The sequence below is a fragment of the Streptomyces daqingensis genome, from assembly GCF_014645895.1.
Taxonomy (GTDB): Bacteria; Actinomycetota; Actinomycetes; order Streptomycetales; family Streptomycetaceae; genus Streptomyces; species Streptomyces daqingensis.
On the sequence record NZ_BMMP01000015.1, the window covers coordinates 28,538 to 49,381 of the forward strand.

14 protein-coding genes and 1 pseudogene are annotated in these 20,844 nt (G+C 70.7%); 8 read left to right on the forward strand and 7 right to left on the reverse strand.

The features are described 5' to 3' along the window. Nucleotides 1-5: 5 nt before the first annotated feature. The 3 genes from IEY56_RS21425 to IEY56_RS21435 form a co-directional block, all read right to left on the reverse strand. Nucleotides 6-929 (reverse strand): carbohydrate ABC transporter permease, encoded by a 924-nt coding sequence (locus IEY56_RS21425; RefSeq protein WP_189038903.1) that lies wholly within the window; start codon nt 927-929, stop codon nt 6-8. A gap of 47 nt (nt 930-976) precedes the next feature. Beyond that, complete coding sequence (gene ngcE, locus IEY56_RS21430; protein ID WP_189038904.1) at nt 977-2,398, reverse strand: N-acetylglucosamine/diacetylchitobiose ABC transporter substrate-binding protein; 1,422 nt, start codon at nt 2,396-2,398, stop codon at nt 977-979. Between the two features lie 332 nt (nt 2,399-2,730). Continuing rightward, nucleotides 2,731-5,571: an aconitate hydratase gene (locus IEY56_RS21435; protein ID WP_189038905.1), complete on the reverse strand. Its 2,841-nt coding sequence runs from the start codon at nt 5,569-5,571 to the stop codon at nt 2,731-2,733. Nucleotides 5,572-6,084: 513 nt separating this feature from the next. Here IEY56_RS21435 and IEY56_RS21440 point away from each other — a divergent pair. From IEY56_RS21440 to IEY56_RS21465, 6 genes and pseudogenes are all read left to right on the forward strand, one after another. Next, on the forward strand, nt 6,085-7,614 hold the full coding sequence (locus IEY56_RS21440; protein WP_189038906.1) for a helix-turn-helix domain-containing protein: 1,530 nt from the start codon (nt 6,085-6,087) through the stop codon (nt 7,612-7,614). Between the two features lie 262 nt (nt 7,615-7,876). Next, on the forward strand, nt 7,877-9,235 hold the full coding sequence (locus IEY56_RS21445) for a hypothetical protein (protein WP_189038907.1): 1,359 nt from the start codon (nt 7,877-7,879) through the stop codon (nt 9,233-9,235). 34 nt (nt 9,236-9,269) lie between these two features. Further along, a pseudogene (locus tag IEY56_RS21450) lies at nt 9,270-9,695 on the forward strand (RNA polymerase sigma factor); the annotation flags it as partial. 945 nt (nt 9,696-10,640) lie between these two features. Beyond that, nucleotides 10,641-11,426 carry a ferritin-like domain-containing protein gene (locus tag IEY56_RS21455; protein ID WP_189038908.1) on the forward strand — a complete coding sequence of 262 codons (786 nt, stop codon included), beginning with the start codon at nt 10,641-10,643 and terminating at the stop codon, nt 11,424-11,426. A 77-nt stretch (nt 11,427-11,503) separates the two neighbouring features. Continuing rightward, nucleotides 11,504-12,286, forward strand: coding sequence for a helix-turn-helix domain-containing protein (locus tag IEY56_RS21460; RefSeq protein WP_189038909.1), 783 nt, complete (start codon nt 11,504-11,506; stop codon nt 12,284-12,286). After that, complete coding sequence (locus IEY56_RS21465; RefSeq protein WP_189038910.1) at nt 12,283-13,146, forward strand: isocitrate lyase/PEP mutase family protein; 864 nt, start codon at nt 12,283-12,285, stop codon at nt 13,144-13,146. Before IEY56_RS21460 ends, IEY56_RS21465 begins: the two co-directional genes overlap by 4 nt. Here the strand turns inward: IEY56_RS21465 and IEY56_RS21470 are convergent. The 3 genes from IEY56_RS21470 to IEY56_RS21480 form a co-directional block, all read right to left on the reverse strand. Further along, a complete protein-coding gene (locus tag IEY56_RS21470) occupies nt 13,094-13,921 on the reverse strand; it encodes a GNAT family N-acetyltransferase (protein ID WP_189038911.1) in 828 nt (275 codons plus the stop codon). The two genes, IEY56_RS21465 and IEY56_RS21470, sit on opposite strands and share 53 nt — an antisense overlap. 109 nt (nt 13,922-14,030) lie before the next feature. Continuing rightward, entirely contained in the window at nt 14,031-14,474 is a 444-nt protein-coding gene (locus tag IEY56_RS21475; RefSeq protein ID WP_229712089.1) for a RidA family protein, read from the reverse strand. Next, complete coding sequence (locus IEY56_RS21480) at nt 14,471-15,598, reverse strand: acyl-CoA dehydrogenase family protein (protein WP_189038912.1); 1,128 nt, start codon at nt 15,596-15,598, stop codon at nt 14,471-14,473. The genes IEY56_RS21475 and IEY56_RS21480 overlap by 4 nt, the downstream gene beginning before the upstream one ends. A gap of 220 nt (nt 15,599-15,818) precedes the next feature. Here IEY56_RS21480 and IEY56_RS21485 point away from each other — a divergent pair, with 220 nt between their 5' ends. Both IEY56_RS21485 and IEY56_RS21495 read left to right on the forward strand, forming a co-directional pair. Then, nucleotides 15,819-17,693, forward strand: a complete 1,875-nt coding sequence (locus IEY56_RS21485) for an AMP-binding protein (protein WP_229712090.1) — start codon at nt 15,819-15,821, stop codon at nt 17,691-17,693. 9 nt (nt 17,694-17,702) lie between these two features. Then, complete coding sequence (locus IEY56_RS21495) at nt 17,703-18,566, forward strand: PaaX family transcriptional regulator (RefSeq protein WP_229712091.1); 864 nt, start codon at nt 17,703-17,705, stop codon at nt 18,564-18,566. Nucleotides 18,567-19,064: 498 nt separating this feature from the next. Here the strand turns inward: IEY56_RS21495 and IEY56_RS21500 are convergent, their stop codons facing one another. Next, on the reverse strand, nt 19,065-20,396 hold the full coding sequence (locus tag IEY56_RS21500) for an HNH endonuclease signature motif containing protein (RefSeq protein WP_189038913.1): 1,332 nt from the start codon (nt 20,394-20,396) through the stop codon (nt 19,065-19,067). Nucleotides 20,397-20,844 lie beyond the last annotated feature (448 nt).

Below are 20,844 nucleotides of genomic sequence, written 5' to 3' on the forward strand. Positions count from 1 at the left end.
CTTCATCAGTACTCCAACCTCTCCCGGCGACCGAGTTTCAGCACGACGGCCGCGAAGGCCAGGGTCACCACGAGGAGTGCCACGCCGATCGTCGTCGCGTAGGCGGCCTGGCCGTCGCGGAACGCCTTCAAGTACACGTACAGCGGAAGCACGGTCGTCGAGTAGGCGGGGCCGCCGGGGCCCGTCGTCATGATCTGCACCACCGCGAACGCCTCGGCGCCCAGCGCCAGGATGCCCATGTAGATCCAGCCGGACTGCACGGTGTCCCACAGCAGCGGCAGCGTGATCCGGAAGAACGTGGTGATGCGGTCCGCGCCGTCCAGCAGCGCGGCCTCGTAGTAGTCACGCGGGATGGACGTCATGGCGGCCGAGAAGAGGACGACGAAGAAGCCGACCGTGCTCCACACCATCACGGCCATGACGGCCCACAGGGCCGTCTCCGGGTCGCCCAGCCACGCCGTCTTCAGCGAGGAGAGGCCCACAGCGTCCAGCGCCGCGTTGAGCGAGCCGCTGCGCGGGTTGTACGCGAAACGGAAGAGCAGCGCGACGATGGCGATCGACAGGACCTGCGGGAAGAAGTAGACGATCTTGTAGAAGCCGGACCCGCGCACGCCGGAGACGGCGGAGTTCTTCCGCCGCCGTCCCCCGACGTTGATCATGAACGCGAAGAACAGCGCGAGGCTGATCGTCACCAGCGGCAGCAGCACGAGGAACAGCAGGCTGTGCTGCAACGACTTCCAGAAGACGTCGTCGCCGAACAGCTTGGCGTAGTTGTCGAAGCCGACCATCTTGAAGTCGGGACTCAGGCCGGTCCAGTCGGTGAACGAATAGTAGATCGACTGGGCAAAAGGCCAGATGACAAAGACCGCGTAGATCGTGAGGGGGGCGATCAAGAACCCCACGATGAACCGGTACTTGCCGTGCTCCATTACTCACCGACTCCGATCGAAGTGCTGCCGCCGCTGGTCACGCTCGCTCAGTGCTTGTAGTGCGTGATGGAGTCGTCTTCACGCGCCTCGTCGGTGAACTGCTGGGCCTTCTTCATGGCCTCGGCGGGAGTCATCCGGCCGGCCATCATCTCGCCCAGGCAGGCCACGCCGATCTTCTCCTTCTGCAGGGCGACGTACCAGTCCTGGATGCGGGGGTTGACGATGTTCTTGCCCGCCTTGTCCAGGGCGCCCACGGCCGACTTCAGGCCGGGGGGCAGGTCCAGGCCGTCGGTGCCGCCGTCGAAGGACGTCAGCGACGAGACCTGCTTGGTGAAGTTCTTCGAGGACTTCTCACCGAGCATGATCCGCAGCTGCTCCATGCCGCCGGTGGGGTTCTTGGCCTTGGCCGGCACGATGAACGGCTCACCGCCGGAGGCCCACAGGGTGCCGAACGGCAGCTCGTCGCCGCTGTCCAGACCGGAGGGGGCGGCGACGCGCATGTCGAAGTCCTTGGGCGTCGTCTTCTTCGCCTCGTTCTCCACCCAGGAGCCGTTCGGGATGAACAGCGCCTTGCCCTCGTTCCAGGCGGTCTGCGACTCGATGTGGTCCAGCCCGGGGGTGCCGTCGAGGACGTAGCCCTTCTTGTACAGCTCGTAGTACGCCTCGAGGGCGGCCTTGACGGCCGGCTGCTTCCAGGCGTCCGGCTCCAGGTTGTCGATGGCCTCCAGCACCTTCGTGCCGCCGATCTTGGCCATGAAGGGGTAGAGGCTGAAGGGCAGGTAGTAGGGGTGCTTGCCCGCGTACGTCCAGCCCGCGATGCCCTTCTTCTTCGCCTTGGCGCAGACGGAGAGCATGTCGTCCCAGGTCTCCGGGTACTCCACGTCGAGCTTGTCCAGCGCCTTCTGCGAGTACCAGACGCCGTAGACGGTGTACGCGTAGTACAGGATCCAGACGGGGTTGCCGTCGAACTGGCCCATCTCCACCACGCCGGGGCGCAGGGTGTCGCGGACCTTCTTGTTCGGGTCGTCGATGGAAGGCGCGTCCAGCAGCTCCGTGAGGTCGGTGAGCTGCTTCTTGCCCACCAGGACGCCCATGTCCATCTGCTCGGCGCCCGAGTTGTCGATCAGGTCCGGGGGCGTGCCGCCGTTGAAGCGCGGCTGGAGCACCGACTGGATCTTCTGGGTCGACTTCAGCTTGGTCTTGGCCTTGGGGAAGTTCTTCTCGTAGACGGCCTGGGCGTCCTCGGCGTACTTGGTGCCGAAGCCGCCGTCGAAGATGTAGATCTCCAGGGGCGCGCTCTTGTTCACGCCGAGCGGGTTGTCCTTGGTCTTCTTGCCCTTGTCGACCTTGTTGTCCTCGCCGCTGCCGCTGGCACACGAGGTCAGCGCGCCCACCGCGGGGACGGCTATGAGGCCGGCTGCGGCAGATCGCTTGATCAGATCACGGCGGTTGACGTTGGTTGATCCCATGCTCAAGTCCTCGCCTTCTCCAGGACTCAGGCGGTGTTCCGGTCTCCCGACGTTCGCCGACCGGCGAAGGGCCCGACACCGCGGGTCAGTTGAAGCTGAGTGGTGCTCTTTTTCTCGCTACCGCCATGAGCGCCGCGCGCACGGGGCCCTCGTGAGGTGCCGACAGGTATAGTCCACTTGGCGTCAACAGGGCAAGATCAAAGCAACCCGAATGGTGAGTCTTTCCCGAGTTGAGACCTCCCGGTCCCCGCCGCCTCGGAGCACGCCGAGGCGGGCGCCGGGACGTACCCGGCACCCGCCTCGGCGCCTGCCTTCCGCGGCTGTGCCGCTGCCTACTTGCGCAGCAGCGAGCGCAGCACGTACTGCATGATCCCGCCGTTGCGGTAGTAGTCGGCCTCACCTGGGGTGTCGATGCGCACGGTGGCGTCGAACTCGACCCCGCTGTCCGTGGTGACCTTGACCGTCCCGGGGATGCCGCCGTCGTTGAGGGCGGTGATCCCGGTGATGTCGAAGGTCTCCTCGCCCGTCAGCCCCATCGACTCGGCGCTCTGCCCCTCGGGGAACTGCAGCGGCAGCACGCCCATGCCGATGAGGTTCGAGCGGTGGATGCGCTCGTAGGACTCGGCGACGACGGCCTTCACGCCCAGCAGCGCGGTGCCCTTGGCGGCCCAGTCTCGGGACGAGCCGGAGCCGTACTCCTTGCCGGCGAGGACGACCAGCGGGACACCGCCGGCCTGGTAGTTCTGCGACGCGTCGTAGATGAAGGAGACCGGAGCGTCGGGCTGGGTGAAGTCCCGGGTGTATCCGCCCTCGGTGCCCGGCGCGATCTGGTTCCGCAGCCGGATGTTGGCGAAGGTGCCGCGGATCATCACCTCGTGGTTGCCGCGCCGCGAGCCGTAGCTGTTGAAGTCGCGGCGGGCCACACCGTGCTCGGTGAGGTACTGGCCCGCAGGGGTGTCCGCCTTGATCGCACCGGCCGGGGAGATGTGGTCGGTCGTGACGGAGTCGCCCAGCTTGGCCAGCACGCGCGCACCCGAGATGTCGCCGACCGGCGAGGGCTCACGGCCCATGCCGTCGAAGTACGGGGGCTTGCGCACGTACGTGGACTCCGGGTCCCACTCGAAGGTGTTGCCCGTCGGCACGGACAGCGCCTGCCACTGGGCGTCGCCCGCGAAGACGTCGGTGTAACCCTTCGTGTACATCTCCTGACCGATGGCGGAGGCCACGACCTCCTCCACCTCGTGCTCGGAGGGCCACAGGTCGGCCAGGTAGACGGGGTTGCCGTCCTGGTCGGTGCCGAGCGGCTCGGTCGTGATGTCGACCTTCATCGAACCCGCGATGGCGTAGGCGACGACCAGCGGCGGGGACGCGAGGTAGTTCATCTTCACGTCGGGGTTGATCCGGCCCTCGAAGTTGCGGTTGCCGGAGAGGACGGCGGCGACGGCGAGGTCGTTGTCGTTGACGGCCTTGGAGACCTCCTCCGGCAGCGGGCCGGAGTTGCCGATGCAGGTGGTGCAGCCGTAGCCGACGAGGTTGAAGCCGAGCTTGTCGAGGTACGGGGTGAGGCCGGCCCGGTCGTAGTAGTCCATGACGACCTGCGAACCGGGCGCGAGGGTGGTCTTGACCCACGGCTTGCGGGTGAGGCCCTTCTCCACGGCCTTCTTCGCCACGAGCGCCGCGCCGACCATGACGTACGGGTTCGACGTGTTGGTGCACGAGGTGATCGCGGCGACGACGACGGCGCCGTGGTCGATCTCGTAGGACTTGCCGTCGGGACCGGTGACGGTGACGCTCCTGCTCGGGCCCTCACCCGCCGCGGAGTCACCGACGGTGTAGCGCGGCTTGCCCTCGCCGTTCTCGTCGTGCCCGTAGGCCGGAGCGTCGCTCGCGGGGAAGGACTCCGAGCCGGCCTCGTCCACGGGGGAGGCCACGCCGTGCGGCTTCTCCTGCTGCGGGACGCCGGGCTTGCGGTCGTCGCCGCCGGTCACGGACTCGGAGACGTAGTCGGGCAGGTCGGTGAGGAACTGCTGCTTGGCGTCCGAGAGGGCGATGCGGTCCTGCGGGCGCTTCGGGCCGGCGATGGACGGCACGACCGTGGAGAGGTCCAGCTCCAGGTACTCGCTGTACTCGGCCTCCCGCGAGGCGTCGAGCCACAGGCCCTGCTCCTTGGCGTACGCCTCGACCAGCGCGAGCTGGCTCTGCGAACGGCCGGTGAGCCTCAGGTAGTTGATGGTCTCCTCGTCGATCGGGAAGATCGCTGCGGTGGAGCCGAACTCCGGCGACATGTTGCCGATCGTGGCGCGGTTCGCGAGCGGCACGGCGCCGACGCCCTCGCCGTAGAACTCGACGAACTTGCCGACCACGCCGTGCTTGCGGAGCATCTCGGTGATCGTGAGGACCAGGTCGGTCGCGGTGGTGCCCGTGGGGAGCTCGCCGGTCAGCTTGAAGCCGACCACGCTCGGGATGAGCATCGAGACGGGCTGGCCGAGCATGGCGGCCTCGGCCTCGATGCCGCCGACGCCCCAGCCGAGGACGCCGAGGCCGTTGACCATCGTGGTGTGCGAGTCGGTGCCCACGAGGGTGTCGGGGTAGGCCTGACCGTTGCGGACCATGACCGTGCGGGCCAGGTGCTCGATGTTCACCTGGTGGACGATGCCGGTGCCGGGCGGTACGACCTTGAACTCGTCGAAGGCGGTCTGGCCCCAGCGCAGGAACTGGTAGCGCTCCTTGTTGCGGCCGTACTCGAGCTCCACGTTCTCGGCGAAGGCACCGGGCGTGCCGAACTTGTCCGCGATCACGGAGTGGTCGATGACCAGCTCGGCGGGGGCGAGCGGGTTGATGCGGTCCGCGTCGCCGCCGAGCTCCTTGACGGCCTCGCGCATCGTCGCCAGGTCCACCACGCAGGGCACGCCGGTGAAGTCCTGCATGATCACGCGTGCCGGCGTGAACTGGATCTCCTGGCTGGGCTGGGCCTTGGCGTCCCAGCCGCCCACCGCACGGATGTGGTCGGCGGTGATGTTCGAGCCGTCCTCGGTGCGGAGGAGGTTCTCCAGCAGGACCTTCAGGCTGTACGGGAGACGGGCCGAGCCCTCCACCTTGTCCAGCTTGAAGATCTCGTACGACTCGTCGCCCACCTGCAGCGTGCTGCGGGCGTCGAAGCTGTTCGCCGACACGACAGTCTCCTTCAGTACGTCATTGCCGATCTCCCCGGACGGTGCCGGGGACCCCGGACGGGCGCTGTGAGAGCAGGCAAGCCTTGCTCGGCAGCGGTCGTATGTGCGCTTTCGGCAGTTATCTCGATGTCGAGATAACTCTAGTACACGACCGTCGGCCGGTCATGCCCAATCCCCCGGCTCTGCCGAAGTGCTCCCCGGAAAAGACGGCAAACGTCTCGCTGGGCACGGGGCCGGGCGCCCGGGGTTTTTCGACAACTCCGCAACAAGCGGACAGCTCCGGCCGGACGCGGGAGGGGCGGCCCGCCTCGCCGCGGCGGGCGCGGCAGGCATGGGCGGGGCGGCCACGCCACCCCGGGAATCCGCAGGCGGACGCGGCGTCCGGCCCCCGTCCCGGACCGGCACGCGCCCTCGCCGCCACGCGGCGGGACGCCGCGGATCCACCGGCTTCCGCCGACTCGCCGCCACACTCTCGGCACGAAGTCATCTCACATGTGAGATACCGTCGTCTGCATGACTGATGACTACCTCGCCCGCATCGGGCAGTTGATCCGTGACGCCCGCCAGCACCGGGGCTGGACGCAAGTGAAACTCGCGGAGGCCCTCGGGACCAGCCAGAGCGCGGTCAACCGCATCGAGCGGGGCAACCAGAACATCAGTCTTGAGATGATCGCCCGCATCTCGGAGGCGCTGGACAGCGAGATCGTCTCGCTCGGCTACTCCGGCCCGATGCACCTGCGCGTCGTCGGAGGGCGGCGCCTGTCCGGCAGCATCGACGTCAAGACGAGCAAGAACGCCTGCGTCGCGCTGCTGTGCGCCTCGCTGCTCAACTCGGGCCGGACGGTGCTGCGCCGGGTCGCCCGCATCGAAGAGGTCTTCCGGATCCTGGAAGTGCTCTCCTCCATCGGCGTGCGGGCCCGCTGGATCAACGACGGCGCCGACCTCGAGATCGTTCCGCCCGCACAGCTCGACCTCGACGCCATCGACGCCGACGCCGCCCGCCGCACCCGCAGCATCATCATGTTCCTCGGCCCGCTGCTGCACCGGATGGACCGCTTCCGCATCCCCTACGCCGGGGGCTGCGACCTCGGCACGCGCACCGTGCAGCCGCACATGATCGCCCTGCGCCGCTTCGGACTGGACATCACCGCGACCGAGGGGCTCTACCACGCCGTCGTCGAGAAGGCCGTCACGCCCGAGCGTCCGATCGTCCTCACCGAACGCGGCGACACCGTCACCGAGAACGCGCTGCTCGCCGCCGCACGCCACGACGGCGTCACGGTGATCCGCAACGCGTCCTCCAACTACATGGTCCAGGACCTGTGCTTCTTCATGGAGGAGCTCGGCGTCAAGGTCGAGGGCATCGGCACGACCACGCTGACCGTGCACGGCGTCCCGGAGATCGACGTCGACGTCGACTACTCGCCCTCCGAGGACCCCGTCGAGGCGATGAGCCTCCTGGCCGCCGCGGTCGTCACCGGCTCTGAACTGACGGTGTGCCGGGTGCCGGTGGAGTTTCTGGAGATCGAGCTGGCGGTCCTGGAGGAGATGGGCCTGCAGGCCGAGCGGAGCCCCGAGTACGCGGCGGACAACGGCCGCACCCGGCTCACCGATCTCACGGTGCATCCCTCCAAGCTCGAAGCGCCGGCCGACAAGATCCACCCCATGCCCTTCCCGGGCATCAACATCGACAACGTCCCCTTCTTCGCCGCCATCGCCGCCTCGGCCGAGGGCCAGACCCTCATCCACGACTGGGTCTACGACAACCGCGCCATCTACCTCACGGACCTCAACCGCCTCGGCGGCAGGCTCCAGCTCCTCGACCCGCACCGCGTCCTGGTGGAGGGCCCGACGCGCTGGCGCGCCGCGGAGATGATGTGCCCGCCGGCGCTCCGGCCCGCCGTGGTGGTGCTGCTCGGCATGCTGGCGGCCGAGGGCACGTCGGTGCTGCGCAACGTCTATGTGATCAACCGCGGTTACGAGGACCTGGCGGAGCGCCTCAACGAAGTGGGCGCGCAGATCGAGACGTTCAGGGACATCTGAGGCACCGGGCACGCCGGAGGACCCGAGGAAAGACGTTCAGGGACAGCTGAGCGTCGAGGACACATGAGCACCGGAGACATCTGAGCACCGGAGATATCTGAACAGCAGGCACGTCCGAGGAACACCGGCATCGCTCCCGGCCCCCACGGGCCCGGGAGCGGTGCCGTGTCGCGCGCCGCAGGACAAGGGCCGCCGGGCAGCCCCGAGCGTCGGACCCTCTCCCGGACAGGTCATCCTGTTCGAATTGGGGTACAAATGGCGTATGGGTACCACCAGGCGATTCGGACTCTTCCGGCCGTTCCTGCTCCTGGTGGCCGCCGTCCTCGCAGCGGTGGCGGTCACGATGGCGCCCGGCGCGTCCGGTGACGCCTCCGCAGCTCCCAGAGCGGACAGCGTCGAGGAAGTCGCGGACGCGCTGCGCGAAAGCCCGGTCTTCGTCGACCCGCGCGCCTCCGACAGGCTCTCCGACGCCGACGCCGAGGCGCTCGCCGACAAGATCGAGAACGCCGACAAGCCGATCTTCGTCGCCGTCCTCCCGAAGGCCGACGAGTTCCCGCCCTCCACACTCCTGCGGGACCTGCGCGCCCAGGTCGGTGACAGGGGCGTCTACGCGGTCGCGCTCGGTGACGACTTCGCCGCAGCCTCGGACCGGTCGGTCCTCTCGCAGAGCACGGTCCGCAACCTCGACGAGTCGGCCCAGCGGTCCGCCGACGGCGACACCGACAAGCTGCTCGACCGCTTCGTCGACGGCGCGGTGAAGGACGCGGACGGCCGCGCCCCCGCCTCCTGGGACGGCGGCTCCCAGGTCGGCCGCGACGGCAGCATCGTCCTCACGGTGCTCCTCGCGCTCCTCGTGGTGGGCGTGGGCGCCGGCTTCGTCGCGAGGAACAGGGCCCGCAAGCGCCAGGTCGCGCAGGAGCAGGCGCAGTTGGAGAAGCTGCGGCCCGTCGTGGACGAGGACATCACGGCGTTCGGCGAGGAGCTGGACCGCATCGCCTTCGATCCGAACGCCCGGGACTCCGACGACGTCATGCGCGACGACTACACCCGGGCCATCGACTGCTACGACGAGGCGAAGCGGCGCATGTCCCAGGCCCGCGGCCCCAAGGACGTACGGCCGGTCACCGAGTCGCTGGAGGAGGGGCGGTTCGCCCTGGCGACGCTGGAGGCGCGGCGCGAAGGCCGGCCGCTGCCCGAACGCCACGTGCCGTGCTTCTTCGACCCCCGGCACGGGCCGTCCGTGAAGGACGTCGAATGGGCACCGCCCGGCGGCACTCCGCGTCCCGTGCCGGTCTGTGCGGCCGACGCGGCACGCCTCGCCGACGGCGACGAACCCATGACCCGCACCGTCGACACCCCCGAGGGCCGCCGCCCCTACTGGGAGGCCGGTCCCGCCTACGCCCCCTGGGCCGGCGGCTACTTCGGCGGGGGACTCCTGCCGGGACTGCTGGCGGGCACGCTGCTCGGCAACGCGCTCCTGCCGGGTGCGTACGGCGCGGGATTCGGTGACGGGAGCGGCGACTTCGGCGGAGGCGACTTCGGGGGCGGGGACTTCGGCGGCGGAGGCGACTTCGGCGGCGGGGGCTTCGGCGGAGGCGACTTCGGCGGCGGAGGCTTCTAGCCGCTGGCCGCGCACCTCCGGCGGCGACGCGCAGTTGCTGCGTGCCGTCGCCGCCGGCGAACCGGACGCGCTCGCCGCGCTCTGAGACCGTCACGCGGGCTGGCTGCACGCGCGTCTGAGCCGTCGCTGCGCGGACCCCGAGACCGTCACCGAAGTCCTGCAGGACACCCTCGTCACCGCGTGGCGGTCCGCCGCCGGCCGGCACAAGGGCGAAGCCGGCGGCTGGCTGTGGGTCATCGCCTCGCGGCGGCTCGTGGACGCCCAGCGGAGTCAGCTCCGCGCCGCCGAGATCCAGCAGGCCCACGCCAGCCGCGAGCCGGACGCCGTACGGACCGTGGCACCGTCCGCGGAGGAGCGTGTGCTCTCCGGCGGCCTCGAGTACGGCGACCTGGGAACGGCGCTGGACCGCCTCTCGCCCGACCTGCGCGGCATACCCGAGGGCACCGTCAAGACCCGCTCCCCCTGCCCCTCGCCTCGCCCCTCCTGGGGGTCTGACCTGCCTCGTCCTCTTCAGCCTCGCCGAGGACGACCTCTTCCCCTTCGGCGTCAGCATCCACGACTCCCTCAGCCCGCTCGGGGCGGCCTCCACGCACTGGCTGCCCTGGGACGCCCCCGCGTGGTGGTTCGGACCGGCGTCGGCGCTGTGGTCCGGCGGGGTGGCGGCCGCGGCTCTGCTCGCCTACGCCGCGCGGCGACGACTCGTCGAGGTGGCCCTGGCGGTCGCGCTGACCGGTGGGGGCGTCCTCGTCGGCACCGCCGGCAGCCTGTGGCGGACGGACCCCGGCGCGCTCGCGCTGAGGTGCAGCGACGGAAGCCCCAAGGTGCGCATGATCAACCTCCACCGTTCGTTCGTGTCGCCCGTCTCCCGGGCTCTGCAGGACGTGAAGGCACGGCTCCACGGCATCCCGAACGCGCCGGACCGGCTCGTCGAGGTGCCCCTGGCGGGCTACGGTCACCCGGCCCCCGGCGCCCACGTCCCCGGCCGAACGAGGCCGCGCTCGACACACCCCCGAAGTCGCCGGCGACGCAGGAGACACCTATTCCGGAGAAGTACACCTCGGCTGTCTCGGCGTGGCTGAGCGCTGACCCGGACGGCTCATGGGGCGGCGACCCCTCCAGGAAGACGGTCCGCCGTCTCAAGGCGATGTCCGGCAGCGAGCGCACCGCCTGGCTGGGCGACTACTTCGCCGCCGTACGGGACTGCCGCCCTGACCGCATCAAGGCCCCTTGACGCGAAGCACGGTCCCGCAGCCGGCCCCGCACCCGGGGCCGGGGCGGCACCTCCCGCGTTCGGCGCAGGGAACCGACTCCCGCGTTTGGCGCAGGGAACCGGCGCTGCTGTTGCCGGTTCCCCGCGCTCCCTTTTGACTCGGTTGTGCGGAACGTCCGTACGGAGGTGCCATCGATGCTCTCGTCCCGAAGCCTGTTCAGGGAGATCCTGGACAACGACCGCTCCTTCCAGCTGTTCTGCTCGATCGCCGCGAGCGGCGAGGCGCAAGGAGGCTGGGAGAACGCCCGGATCGCAGCTCTGGTCCCCGAGAGCATGCGTCCCCTCGTCCCCAAGATCACGAAGCACGGCAAGGACGAGGAGAAGCACGGCCGGATCTTCAACGCCCTGCTGAAGAAGCGCGGTCTGGAGCCCGTCGAGGTGCCGCCGGAGACGGACTACACCATGCTGCTGGAGCGCCGCGGCATCGGGCTCATGCACGAGAAGCTGCGCCGCGACCGGGAGTTGAGCGAGGAGGACATCGTCATCTACCTCGCGCACAGCCGTGTCACCGAGGACCGGGCCGCCGCCCAGATGGCGATGCTGCTGACGGCCTGCGGCGACGACGTCGAGACGAGCCGGGCGATCAGGATGATCAGCAACGACGAGGACGCCCATCTCGCCTACTGCCACGAGGAGTTGCTACGCCTCATCGCGCTGGGACACGGCGAGGCCGTCGGTCACCACCTGCGGGAGTCGGCCCTGGCGGAGATCTCCGTGCACCGCCAGGTCAGCCTCGCGGTGATGTCGCACATGGGGAACATCCTGCAGTGGCCCGCCCCCAAGTCGGCCGCGCTCGCAGCCGCGATCCACGCCCTGTACGCCTTCGAGCGTGCCGGAGGATGGCGCCGCCACACCGAGCTGAAGATGCCCGAGATGCGCAACGCCCTCGGCGAGCCCGCGAGCGCAGCACCCGTCCTGTAGCCCTCACCCGCCGGGCCGGTGCGCCGCGGCCCCTCACTTCGACGGCCGCCGAAACGTCCGCGGCGCATCATGGCCGTATGGACCTCACCAGCCGCACGGAACACGCCGGCCATACGGGACGCTCGTGCAGACCCGGCCCGGCCCGCGACGGCCGCCCGCTCGCGGCGCTGGCCGGGCTGCTCGCCGACGGGACCCGCGCGTCCGTCTGCCTGGTGCTGCTCGACGGCCGCGCCTGGACGGCGGGGGAGCTGGCCCGGGCGGTCGGCGTGACGGCGGCAACGGTGAGCAGCCACCTGGACAAGCTCGTGGCCGGCGGGCTGCTGGCCGAGGTGCGGCAAGGGCGGCACCGCTATGTGCGGCTGGCCGGGCCCGATGCCGCGCAGCTCATCGAGGATCTCTCGGTGCATGCCGGACCGCCGCCGCGGCCCCGCGCCTCCCTGCGGTCCGCTTCGGCCGGAGCGGCGATGGCCCGGGCCCGTACCTGCTACGACCATCTGGCGGGCGCCCTGGGCGTGGCCGTCACGGACGCGCTGCTGGAGCGCGGGCTGCTGCAGCAGTCGACCGGTTTCGCGGTGACGGACACCGGCGTGGCCTGGTTCGCGGATCTCGGCATGGACCTGTCGGAGCGGTCCGGACGACGTCCGATGGCGCGGTCCTGCCTGGACTGGACGGAGCGCCGGCCGCATCTGGCAGGCCGCGCCGGGGCGGCCCTGTGCACGCACGCGCTGGGGAGCGGCTGGTGCGAACGCGTCGGCAGCAGGCGGGCGTTGCGCGTCACGGCCACGGGACGCGAGGCACTCGCGGAGCTGCTCGGTATGGACGTCGGCGCCACTCTGTCGCACACGGCAGGGACGGCATGAGCAAGTTCGAGACCTTCCGGCGGCTTCACCACCGCGGGGCAGACGAGGGGCCTCTGCTGCTGCCCAACGCCTGGGACCACGCGACAGCGGCCGCGCTGTACCGGCGGGGCTTCCCCGCTGTGGCCACGTCGAGCCTGGGTGTCGCCGCCGCCGCGGGCCTCCGGGACGGCAGCGGCGCGGCCCGTTCGCACACGCTGGCACTCGGCATGGGGATCGCCCGCCTGCCGGTGCCGGTGAGCGTCGACATCGAGGGCGGCTTCAGCGACGATCCGTCAGAAGTGGCCCTGCTCGCCTCGCAGTTGGCGGAGGCAGGTGTCGCCGGAGTCAACCTGGAGGACGGCCGCGCCGACGGCACGCTCACCGGGACGGAGCGGCACGCGGCGAAGATCAGGGCGGTGAAGGCCGCCGCTCCGGAACTGTTCGTCAACGCCCGCACCGACGCCTACTGGCTCGGGACGGACGCCACGCCCGGTGGCTGTCTGCGGCGGTGCGCGGCGTACGTGGCGGCGGGAGCCGACGGGGTGTTCGTCCCGGGGCTGGTGGAGCTGGGCGAAATCGCCACGGTGGCACGCGAGTTGCCCGTCCCGCTGAACGTTCTGCACTCCCCCGGCCTCGCCTCCGCCCGCCGGCTCTCGGACGCGGGCGTGAGCCGTGTCGGCCTCGGCTCGCTGCCGTTCCGGGCGGCCCTGCAGCACGCCGTGGACCTTGCCTGGACGATCGCCACGGCTGACGGCGGGTCCCCGGACGGCGCGCCCGTCCCGTCACCCGTCCCCGGTTACGCCCAAGTCCAGTCCCTGCACGAGGAGTTCAGCCGAGCGGACCCGCACCGGGCCGGTACGTGTAGGGAGTGGTCGTGGTGAGTGCCGTGAATCCCAGCCGCCGGAGGATCGGACGGCTGTCGCTGGAAGCGTCCACCTGGAGGTAGCGGTAGCCCCGCCGTACGGCCACGCCCGCGCGGTACGCGACGAGGGCCCGGTAGAGCCCTCGTCCGCGCCACTCCGGCACCGTGCCGCCGCCCCACAGCCCGGCGAACGACGCGCCCGGCGGTAGCTCCAGCCGTGCGGCGCAGACGGGTTCGTCGTCCGCCATCGCGACGACCGCCGCCAGCGCGCCCGGATTGTCGGCGAACTGTGCCTCCAGGCGGGCGCGGAAACCCGGGTCGTCCGCATCGAAGGCCGCCGCGTGCACGTCCGCCATCAGCCGGACGCCCGCCGCGTCCGCCGCCTCGCGAAGCCGGACGCCGCGGGGAAGCTCCACGTCGGTGCGGAGCGCAGACGACTCGGCGACCATCAGCGTCTCGTCCTCGCCCTGTGTGAAACCGGCGGCCAGGAGCCGGGACGCGAGGTCGCCGGGACGGTCGTGGGCGTACAGCTTCCACTCGAACTCCAGCCCCCTGGCGGCGAAGTACGCGATCTGCTCGGCGATCGCGCCGTCCGCTGTCTCCTCGTCCAGGTCGGACCAGAGAACTCCCGTCCAGCCCGGCCAGTCCGCGGCCACCCCCGACTGCCGCACGACACCGCCGACTTGCTCGACTCGCACGCCAGGCCCGTCGGCCGGCGCGTTTCGGCGCATCTCGTCGTCGTAGGCCGCCAGCACGGCGTCCCGGTCGAGTTCCGCGTCCAATTCCAGGTCCATCGCCGGAGCCCATCACCACAGCCACCACACGGCAACGGAATATCGCTCGACCGGCCAGAGCCGACCCGAGACGGGTCAGCCCGTCCAGCCGGGGTGCCGAGCGTGCCGCTCAGGGCAGGGCCGCGATGCCGTCGAGCTCGACCATGGCCTGCTCGTCCCAGAGGCGGACCACGCCGATCACCGCCATCGCCGGGTAGTCACGGCGGGCCCGCCGCCGCCAGATGGCGCCCAACTCCCGTGCGTGGGCGCGGTATGCGGGGACGTCCGTGGTGTAGACAGTCACGCGAGCGAGATCGGACGGGGTGCCCCCGGAGGCGCTCAAAGCCTCCAGCAGGTTGGCCAGAGCCTGCTCGAACTGCTCGGGAAGCGTGTCGCCGACGACGGCTCCCCCGGAGTCCAGGGCCGTCTGCCCCGCGAGGAACACGAGCCGGGAGCCGGTGGCGGTCACCGCGTGGGAGAACCCGGTGGGCGGGGAGAGCTCAGTCGGGTTGATCCGCTCCAGGTGCGGGCCGGAGGGCTGACGGGAGCCGGTCGTGGCGTCGGCGTCGGTCACCTGTAGAGCTCCTTCGCGATGATCGAGCGCTGCACTTCGCTGGCGCCCTCGTAGATCCGGGGAGCACGCACCTCGCGGTACAGATGCTCCAGGAGGTGGCCGCGCTGGAGCGCGGCGGCGCCGTGGATCTGCACCGCGGCGTCCACTGCCCGCTGCGCCGTCTCCGTGGCCAGCAGTTTCGCCATCGCCGCGCGCCGCGCGATGTCCGGCTCGCCCCTGTCGTAGGCGGCGGCAGCGGAGTAGACGAGCAGCCGCGCCGCCTCGATCCGCGTGGCCGTCTCGGCCAACTGGTGGGAGACGGCCTGCAGATCACGCAGCTTGCCGCCGAACGCGGGCCTGCTGCCCGCGTGTCGGACCGCCGCGTCGAGTGCCGCCTGCGCCATGCCGTTCGCGAAGGCGCCGACGCTGGGCCGGAACAGGTTCAGCGTGCTCATCGCCACGCCGAAGCCGCCGTCCGGCTCGCCGAGGAGGTCGTCGCGCGTCACCGGCACCCCGTCGAAGACGAGGGTGCCGATCGGGTGCGGCGACAGCATCTCCAGTGCCTCACCGGACAGTCCGGCGCGGTCGGCGGGGACGAGGAAGGCCGTCACGCCGCGCGCCCCGGCGTCCTCCGTCGTCCGCGCGAAGACGGAGTAGACGTCCGCGAACGGCGCGTTGGAGATCCACTTCTTGGTGCCGGTCAGCCGCCACCCTCCCCCGCCGTCGGGCTCCGCCCGCAGGGCGAGCGCCGCCGCGTCGCTGCCCGCGTCCGGCTCGCTCAGCGCGAAGGCGGCCACGGCGCGGCCTTCGACGATCCGGCCCAGCCATCGCTCGCGCTGCGCGGACGTGCCCGCGAGCGCGAGCGGGCCCGCGCCCAGTCCCTGCAGGGCGAGGGCGGTCTCCGCCTCTGTGCAGGCGTAGGCGAGCGATTCCCGCAGCAGGCACAGGTCGAGTGCGCTCGCCGGCCGACCGTCCGTCGCGAAGAGGCGGCCGAGGAGGCCCGTCCGGCCGAGCGCGGCGAGCAGTTCGCGGTTGAGGGCGCCCTCCTCGCCGGCGTCCGCCAGCGGACGCAGTTCGTCGGCGGCCAGGGCCCGCAACTCCTCGCACCACGCGAGCTGTTCCGGGTCCAGTGCGAAGGCGGGCATCGGCGGGTCTCCTCCCAGATCACGCGGCACGCGTACGGCCGCGGCCGTCCGGCCGTGGACCACTCGGCTGCGGCCGGCGAGGCGCCGGACACAGATCGCTGTATCGCGGACCGTTGACTGTCGTCACCAACACGTTACGCTCAACGGCACACCGGCGACACCGGCATTCCAGGCCCGCCTCGCCCGTCCGGAGGCGGGACGGCCGCTAGGGGGCAGCGTCATGCACCTGAGCCCGTCCGCACATACCGACACCTTCGCCCGGGACCACCTGCCCCCGCCGGAGGAATGGCCGCAGCTGGTCTTCGACCGTCCCGAGCTGCGGTACCCCCAGCACGTCAACTGCGGAGCGGAACTGCTCGACGGCACCGTCGAACGCTTCGGCACCGCGCGTCCGGCCTTCCGCGCCGCCGACGGGGAGACCTGGACATACGGCGAACTCCAGCGCCGCACCGACCGGATCGCCCACGTGCTCACCACCGTCCTGGGCGTCGAACCCGGCAACCGCGTCCTCCTGCGCGGCCCCAACTCCCCGCAGCTCGCCGCCTGCTGGCTCGCGGTGATGAAGGCGGGCGCTGTCGCCGTGACCGTCCTCGCCGCGCAGCGCGCCCACGAACTGCGCACCGTCTGCTCGATCGGCCAGGTCAGCCACGCACTGTGCGACATACGCTCCGTCGACGAGCTGACGAAGGCCGAAGTGCCGGGGCTGGACGTGACGGTGTTCGGCGGCGAGGCCCCCGACGACCTGCTCGCCCTGTGCGAGGAGCAGCCCGACCGGTACGAGGCGGTACGGACCGCCGCGGACGACGTCGCCCTGATCGCCTTCACCTCCGGCACCACCGGACGGCCCAAGGGCTGCGTCCACTTCCACCGCGACGTACTCGCGGTCGCCGACACCTTCTCCGCCCACGTGCTGCGCCCCCGGCCCGACGACATCTTCGCCGGCAGCCCGCCCCTGGGATTCACCTTCGGACTGGGCGGACTCGTCATCTTTCCGATGAGAGCGGGAGCTTCAGCCCTGCTGGGCCAGTGGAGCGGCCCCGAGCAGATGCTCGCCGCGGTCGAACAGCACCGCGTCACCGTGCTGTTCACCGCCCCGACCGCCTACCGCGGCATGCTCTCCGCGCTCGGCCAGGCAGGCCCCGGCCGTGAACGCCCGTACGACGTCAGCTCGTTGCGACGATGCGTCTCGGCCGGCGAGAACCTCCCCGCGGCCACCTGGACGGCATGGCACGAGGCGACGGGGCTGCGCCTGATCAACGGCATCGGGGCGACGGAGATGCTGCACATCTTCGTGAGCGCCGCCGACGAGGCGATACGGCCCGGCACGACAGGCGTCGCCGTGCCCGGTTTCGAGGCCCGCGTCGTGCACACCGGCCACGGAGGCGAGCTCGTGGCCGCGCCCGACGGCGAACCCGGACTCCTCGCCGTACGCGGCCCCGTCGGCTGCCGCTACCTCGCCGACCCGCGGCAGCGCGAGTACGTACACGGCGGCTGGAACCTCACCGGCGACACCTACGTACGCGAAGCCGACGGCTACTTCCGTTACGTCGCCCGCGCCGACGACATGATCGTCTCGGCCGGCTACAACATCGCGGGCCCCGAGGTCGAGGACGTCCTGCTGCGCCACCCGGGCGTCGCCGAAGCCGCCGTCGTGGGAAGGCCGGACGAGCTGCGCGGCCAGGTCGCCGTGGCATACGTCGTGATGCGGGACGGCGCCGAACAACCGGCAGCCGGCCCCGCGGAGCACTCCGGGGAAGAGGACGCGGAGGAGGCAGATAGGGCGGAGCCCAACCGGGTAGAGGAGCGCAACCGGGTAGAGGAAGCGGAGGGAGGAGCTGCGACAGGCGCGACTGCCGAGACGGAAGGGGCAAGCGCAGGGGCAGCAGATCAGGCAGGCGGGGCGACGGGCCCGGCGCGGGACGAAACAGCTGAAGAACTCCGGGAGTTCGTGACCTCGCACCTCACGCCGTACAAGTGTCCCAGGGAGATCGTCTTCGTCTCCTCACTGCCGCGCACGCCCACCGGCAAACTCCAGCGCTTCCTGCTGCGGCAGGCCGCCGCGGAGGACGGAGGAAGCCCCCGAAGGCCGATCTAGAGTGACGGCGTGAACGCGCAGCCGCCCCCCACCGTGCCCAAGCCGTCGCCGAGCTCGCTCATCCTGACCTTCTACGGCGCGTACGGACGCGACTACCCCGACGGCACGGTGCCGATCGCCACCCTCGTCCGGCTCATGGGCGCCGTCGGCGTCGACGCCCCGTCCGTACGCTCGGCGGTCTCCCGGCTCAAACGACGCGGGCTGCTCACCGCAGACCGGCCCGGCAGCAAAGCCGCCGGGTACGCCCCCTCGGCGGCCGGCCGCCAGCTCCTGGACGACGGAGACCGCCGCGTGTACGCCAAGCCGCAGCCGGACGGGCGCTGGCTGCTCGCCGTCTTCTCCGTCCCCGAGAGCGAACGCGGACGCCGCCACATACTGCGGTCCCGGCTCGCCCGGCTGGGCTTCGGCAACGCCGCCCCGGGCATCTGGATCGCGCCGTCCCACCTGGAGGAGGAGACCCGGCACAGCCTCACAAGGCTCGGCCTCTCCGCGTACGTGGACCTCTTCAGCGGCACGCACGAGGGCTTCGAGCCGACCGCGGAAGCCGTTGCGCGCTGGTGGGACCTGGACGCGCTGGCCGCGCTGCACCACTCCTTCCTCAACGTCCACGAACCCGTGCTCCGCTCCTGGTCGAAGCGCCGCCGAGTACCGCCCGAAGAGGCGTACAGCGACTACCTGCCCGCCCTCGACGCCTGGCGCCGGCTTCCCTACGCCGACCCGGGGCTGCCGACGTCCCTGCTGCCCGCCCCATGGCCAGGCGAACGGTCGGCGGAGGTGTTCTTCGCACTGCACGGCAAGTTGAGCGGCCCCGCCCGGGAGCACGCCGTGGGGCGGCCGGGGGCCGTCGGGTCGGAGGCTGGGGCCAGGGTGTAGCCCGGGGGCAAGTCTTGGGGCGCAAGGCCTGGGGGCGCGCAGGGCTTGGGCCGAGGGTGCCTGGGGGTGCTGGGGGTGGGGGCGCGGGGGTGGGTTTCGTTGGTGTCGGGGTGGTGTGCCGGGTGGTTGACGGTTGGGGGGTTGCGGTGGCCTGGCGGGCTACGGGGGGTGGGGTCGGGGCTGGTGGTGTGTGTGGGTGTGGTTTGGGGGTGGTGGGTGGTTGGGGTTCACACCTCGGTGTGGGGTTGCGGTGGGGAGTGTTGTTGAGGGTGGTGGGGTTGCTGTGGCGGGCTGCTGCCGCGTGGTGGCCGGGGCGTGTGGAGGTAGGTGCCGGTAGGGGCACCGCGACGTCCGGCCTCAGACCAGCCCTGGCACACGCACAACAATCGGGCGGCCGACGAAGCCGTCTGCCGCCGCGCGCAGGAGTAATTCCCCGCCGGGTCCCGAGTAGGACAGCACGCTGCTGGGATCGGCGGAGTGGCTGACGCGCGAGATCAACTACTCACGGTAGTCATGCGGGTGGCTCGTGTAGTGATGGCCGGTGGGAGTCGTCCAGGTGACTGTTCCGGTTGTCTCCTCCCTCTCAACTCCCCATCCGGCGCGGTGTTTGAGCAGGTGATGTCGTCGGCACAGTGGAATGAGGTTCTTCGGCGTCGTCTCCCCGCCCTGGTGTGGACTGAGTTGGTCGAACGGCTCGACATGATCCAGATCGCAGCGGTGGGCAGGCATCTGGCAGGAGGGGAACATGCACACCCGATCGCGGGCGATGACATGTCGCGCTGTCTCGGCAGTCGGCTTGTAGGTGGCGGGATCGGTCTTGACGACCATTCCCGAGTCCGGGTCGGTCAACAGCCGCCGCCACACGCTGTCTTCAGCGAACGCGATCGTGCGGGCCTGTGACGCGGTGATGGGTCCGTACCCCTTCAGTTCGCCCGGCTGCTGCCCGACTCCCATCAGTGCGTCCAGCGGGACCGTCACCTGCACCACTGCCGCCGAACGTCCGGAAGAACCAGCGCCTTGACCGGAGCCGTTGAGAACCAGGTCGAGCAGAGCGTCGACCCGGCGCTGCGCCAGCGTCCACTCCTCCGTGCGCTCTCGCCCACTCGTCTCGAGCAGGGTCTCCGCATGGGCGTCGACGGCCTGATCCAGCCGGGCGGCCTGCTCGGCCGGAAGGTAGGCGCCCCAGTGCGCCATCCCGTCACCGAGTTCGCGGTGCGTGATCTCCCGGCCCCGCTTGCGGTGCGTGTGGCGCACCTCCACACCCTCCGGGTCCAGCCGGGCCACCGACCGGTGCAGGGCGCGGCGCGTCTGACCGCACGCCAGCGACGGCATCTTCGGCACCACATCCGCCTCGACCGATGCGGCGACCTCCGGGTCGAGAACGTCCGTGATCTCGACCATCGCCTTGGCCTGCATCCAGGAGATCTCTCCGGCCTCAAGCAGACCGAACGTCGTCGGAAGGCGCGCGTCCAGCTCCCGCGCCACATGGAGGCGGTCCTCGGCGGTCGCCCCCGAAAGCTTCAGAGCGCACGCGACCTCCTCGGCCGCGAAGTTCCACTGCCCGGCCACGTCCTCGTTCCAGGTGCCCCCCGGAAGGGCCTCCTCAGCGTCATCGTGCAGGGCCGCCAGAAGCTGTGCCTGCATGGCGTGGATCCACGAAACATGGCGTTCGAGCGCCTTCAAGGCGTCGATGCGGCCTTCGTGCGAGAGCTTCTCCGCGCTGAGCACGTCGAGCAGAACTGCCGTGTCGGCGCCCGGCACTGCCTGCGTGAGATACGAAGCCCACTCGTCCGGCGTTCCCGGTTCTGATGTGTCCCCGCGCTCGCCCACAGCCGCCCCCCTTCCAGCCCCGACTCCCGTCCCCCGACGGGCTTCCAGCACCCTTCCATTATCTCGAACGAATCGATAAAAGCCCAGCTCAGGCTTGGTTTTCTCTCGAACGAAGACGCATCTGAGGAAGCGGGAACTCCGCTCTTCCAGCTCGGCTCAGGCGACCTCGCGCAAAGCTCGGCCTCGAGCTGACGAAAACCCATGTCGAGAGCCGAGCACCGCCTCGGGACGTCAATCCTCGAACCGTTGTGCGTGTGCCAGGGCTGGTCCGAGGCCGGACGTCGCGGTGCCACTACCGGCACCTACCTCCACACGCCCCGGCCACCACGCGGCAGCAGCCCGCCACAGCAACCCCACCACCCTCAACAACACTCCCCACCGCAACCCCACACCGAGGTGTGAACCCCAACCACCCACCACCCCCAAACCACACCCACACACACCACCA

Bases quoted from the DNA above. Each gene is read 5' to 3' on its own strand.
- IEY56_RS21425 (WP_189038903.1), bottom strand. From the start codon at position 929: ATGGAGCACGGCAAGTACCGGTTCATCGTGGGGTTCTTGATCGCCCCC.
- ngcE (WP_189038904.1), bottom strand. From the start codon at position 2,398: ATGGGATCAACCAACGTCAACCGCCGTGATCTGATCAAGCGATCTGCC.
- IEY56_RS21440 (WP_189038906.1), top strand. From the start codon at position 6,085: ATGACTGATGACTACCTCGCCCGCATCGGGCAGTTGATCCGTGACGCC.
- IEY56_RS21445 (WP_189038907.1), top strand. From the start codon at position 7,877: ATGGGTACCACCAGGCGATTCGGACTCTTCCGGCCGTTCCTGCTCCTG.
- IEY56_RS21455 (WP_189038908.1), top strand. From the start codon at position 10,641: ATGCTCTCGTCCCGAAGCCTGTTCAGGGAGATCCTGGACAACGACCGC.
- IEY56_RS21460 (WP_189038909.1), top strand. From the start codon at position 11,504: ATGGACCTCACCAGCCGCACGGAACACGCCGGCCATACGGGACGCTCG.
- IEY56_RS21465 (WP_189038910.1), top strand. From the start codon at position 12,283: ATGAGCAAGTTCGAGACCTTCCGGCGGCTTCACCACCGCGGGGCAGAC.
- IEY56_RS21470 (WP_189038911.1), bottom strand. From the start codon at position 13,921: ATGGACCTGGAATTGGACGCGGAACTCGACCGGGACGCCGTGCTGGCG.
- IEY56_RS21480 (WP_189038912.1), bottom strand. From the start codon at position 15,598: ATGCCCGCCTTCGCACTGGACCCGGAACAGCTCGCGTGGTGCGAGGAG.
- IEY56_RS21485 (WP_229712090.1), top strand. From the start codon at position 15,819: ATGCACCTGAGCCCGTCCGCACATACCGACACCTTCGCCCGGGACCAC.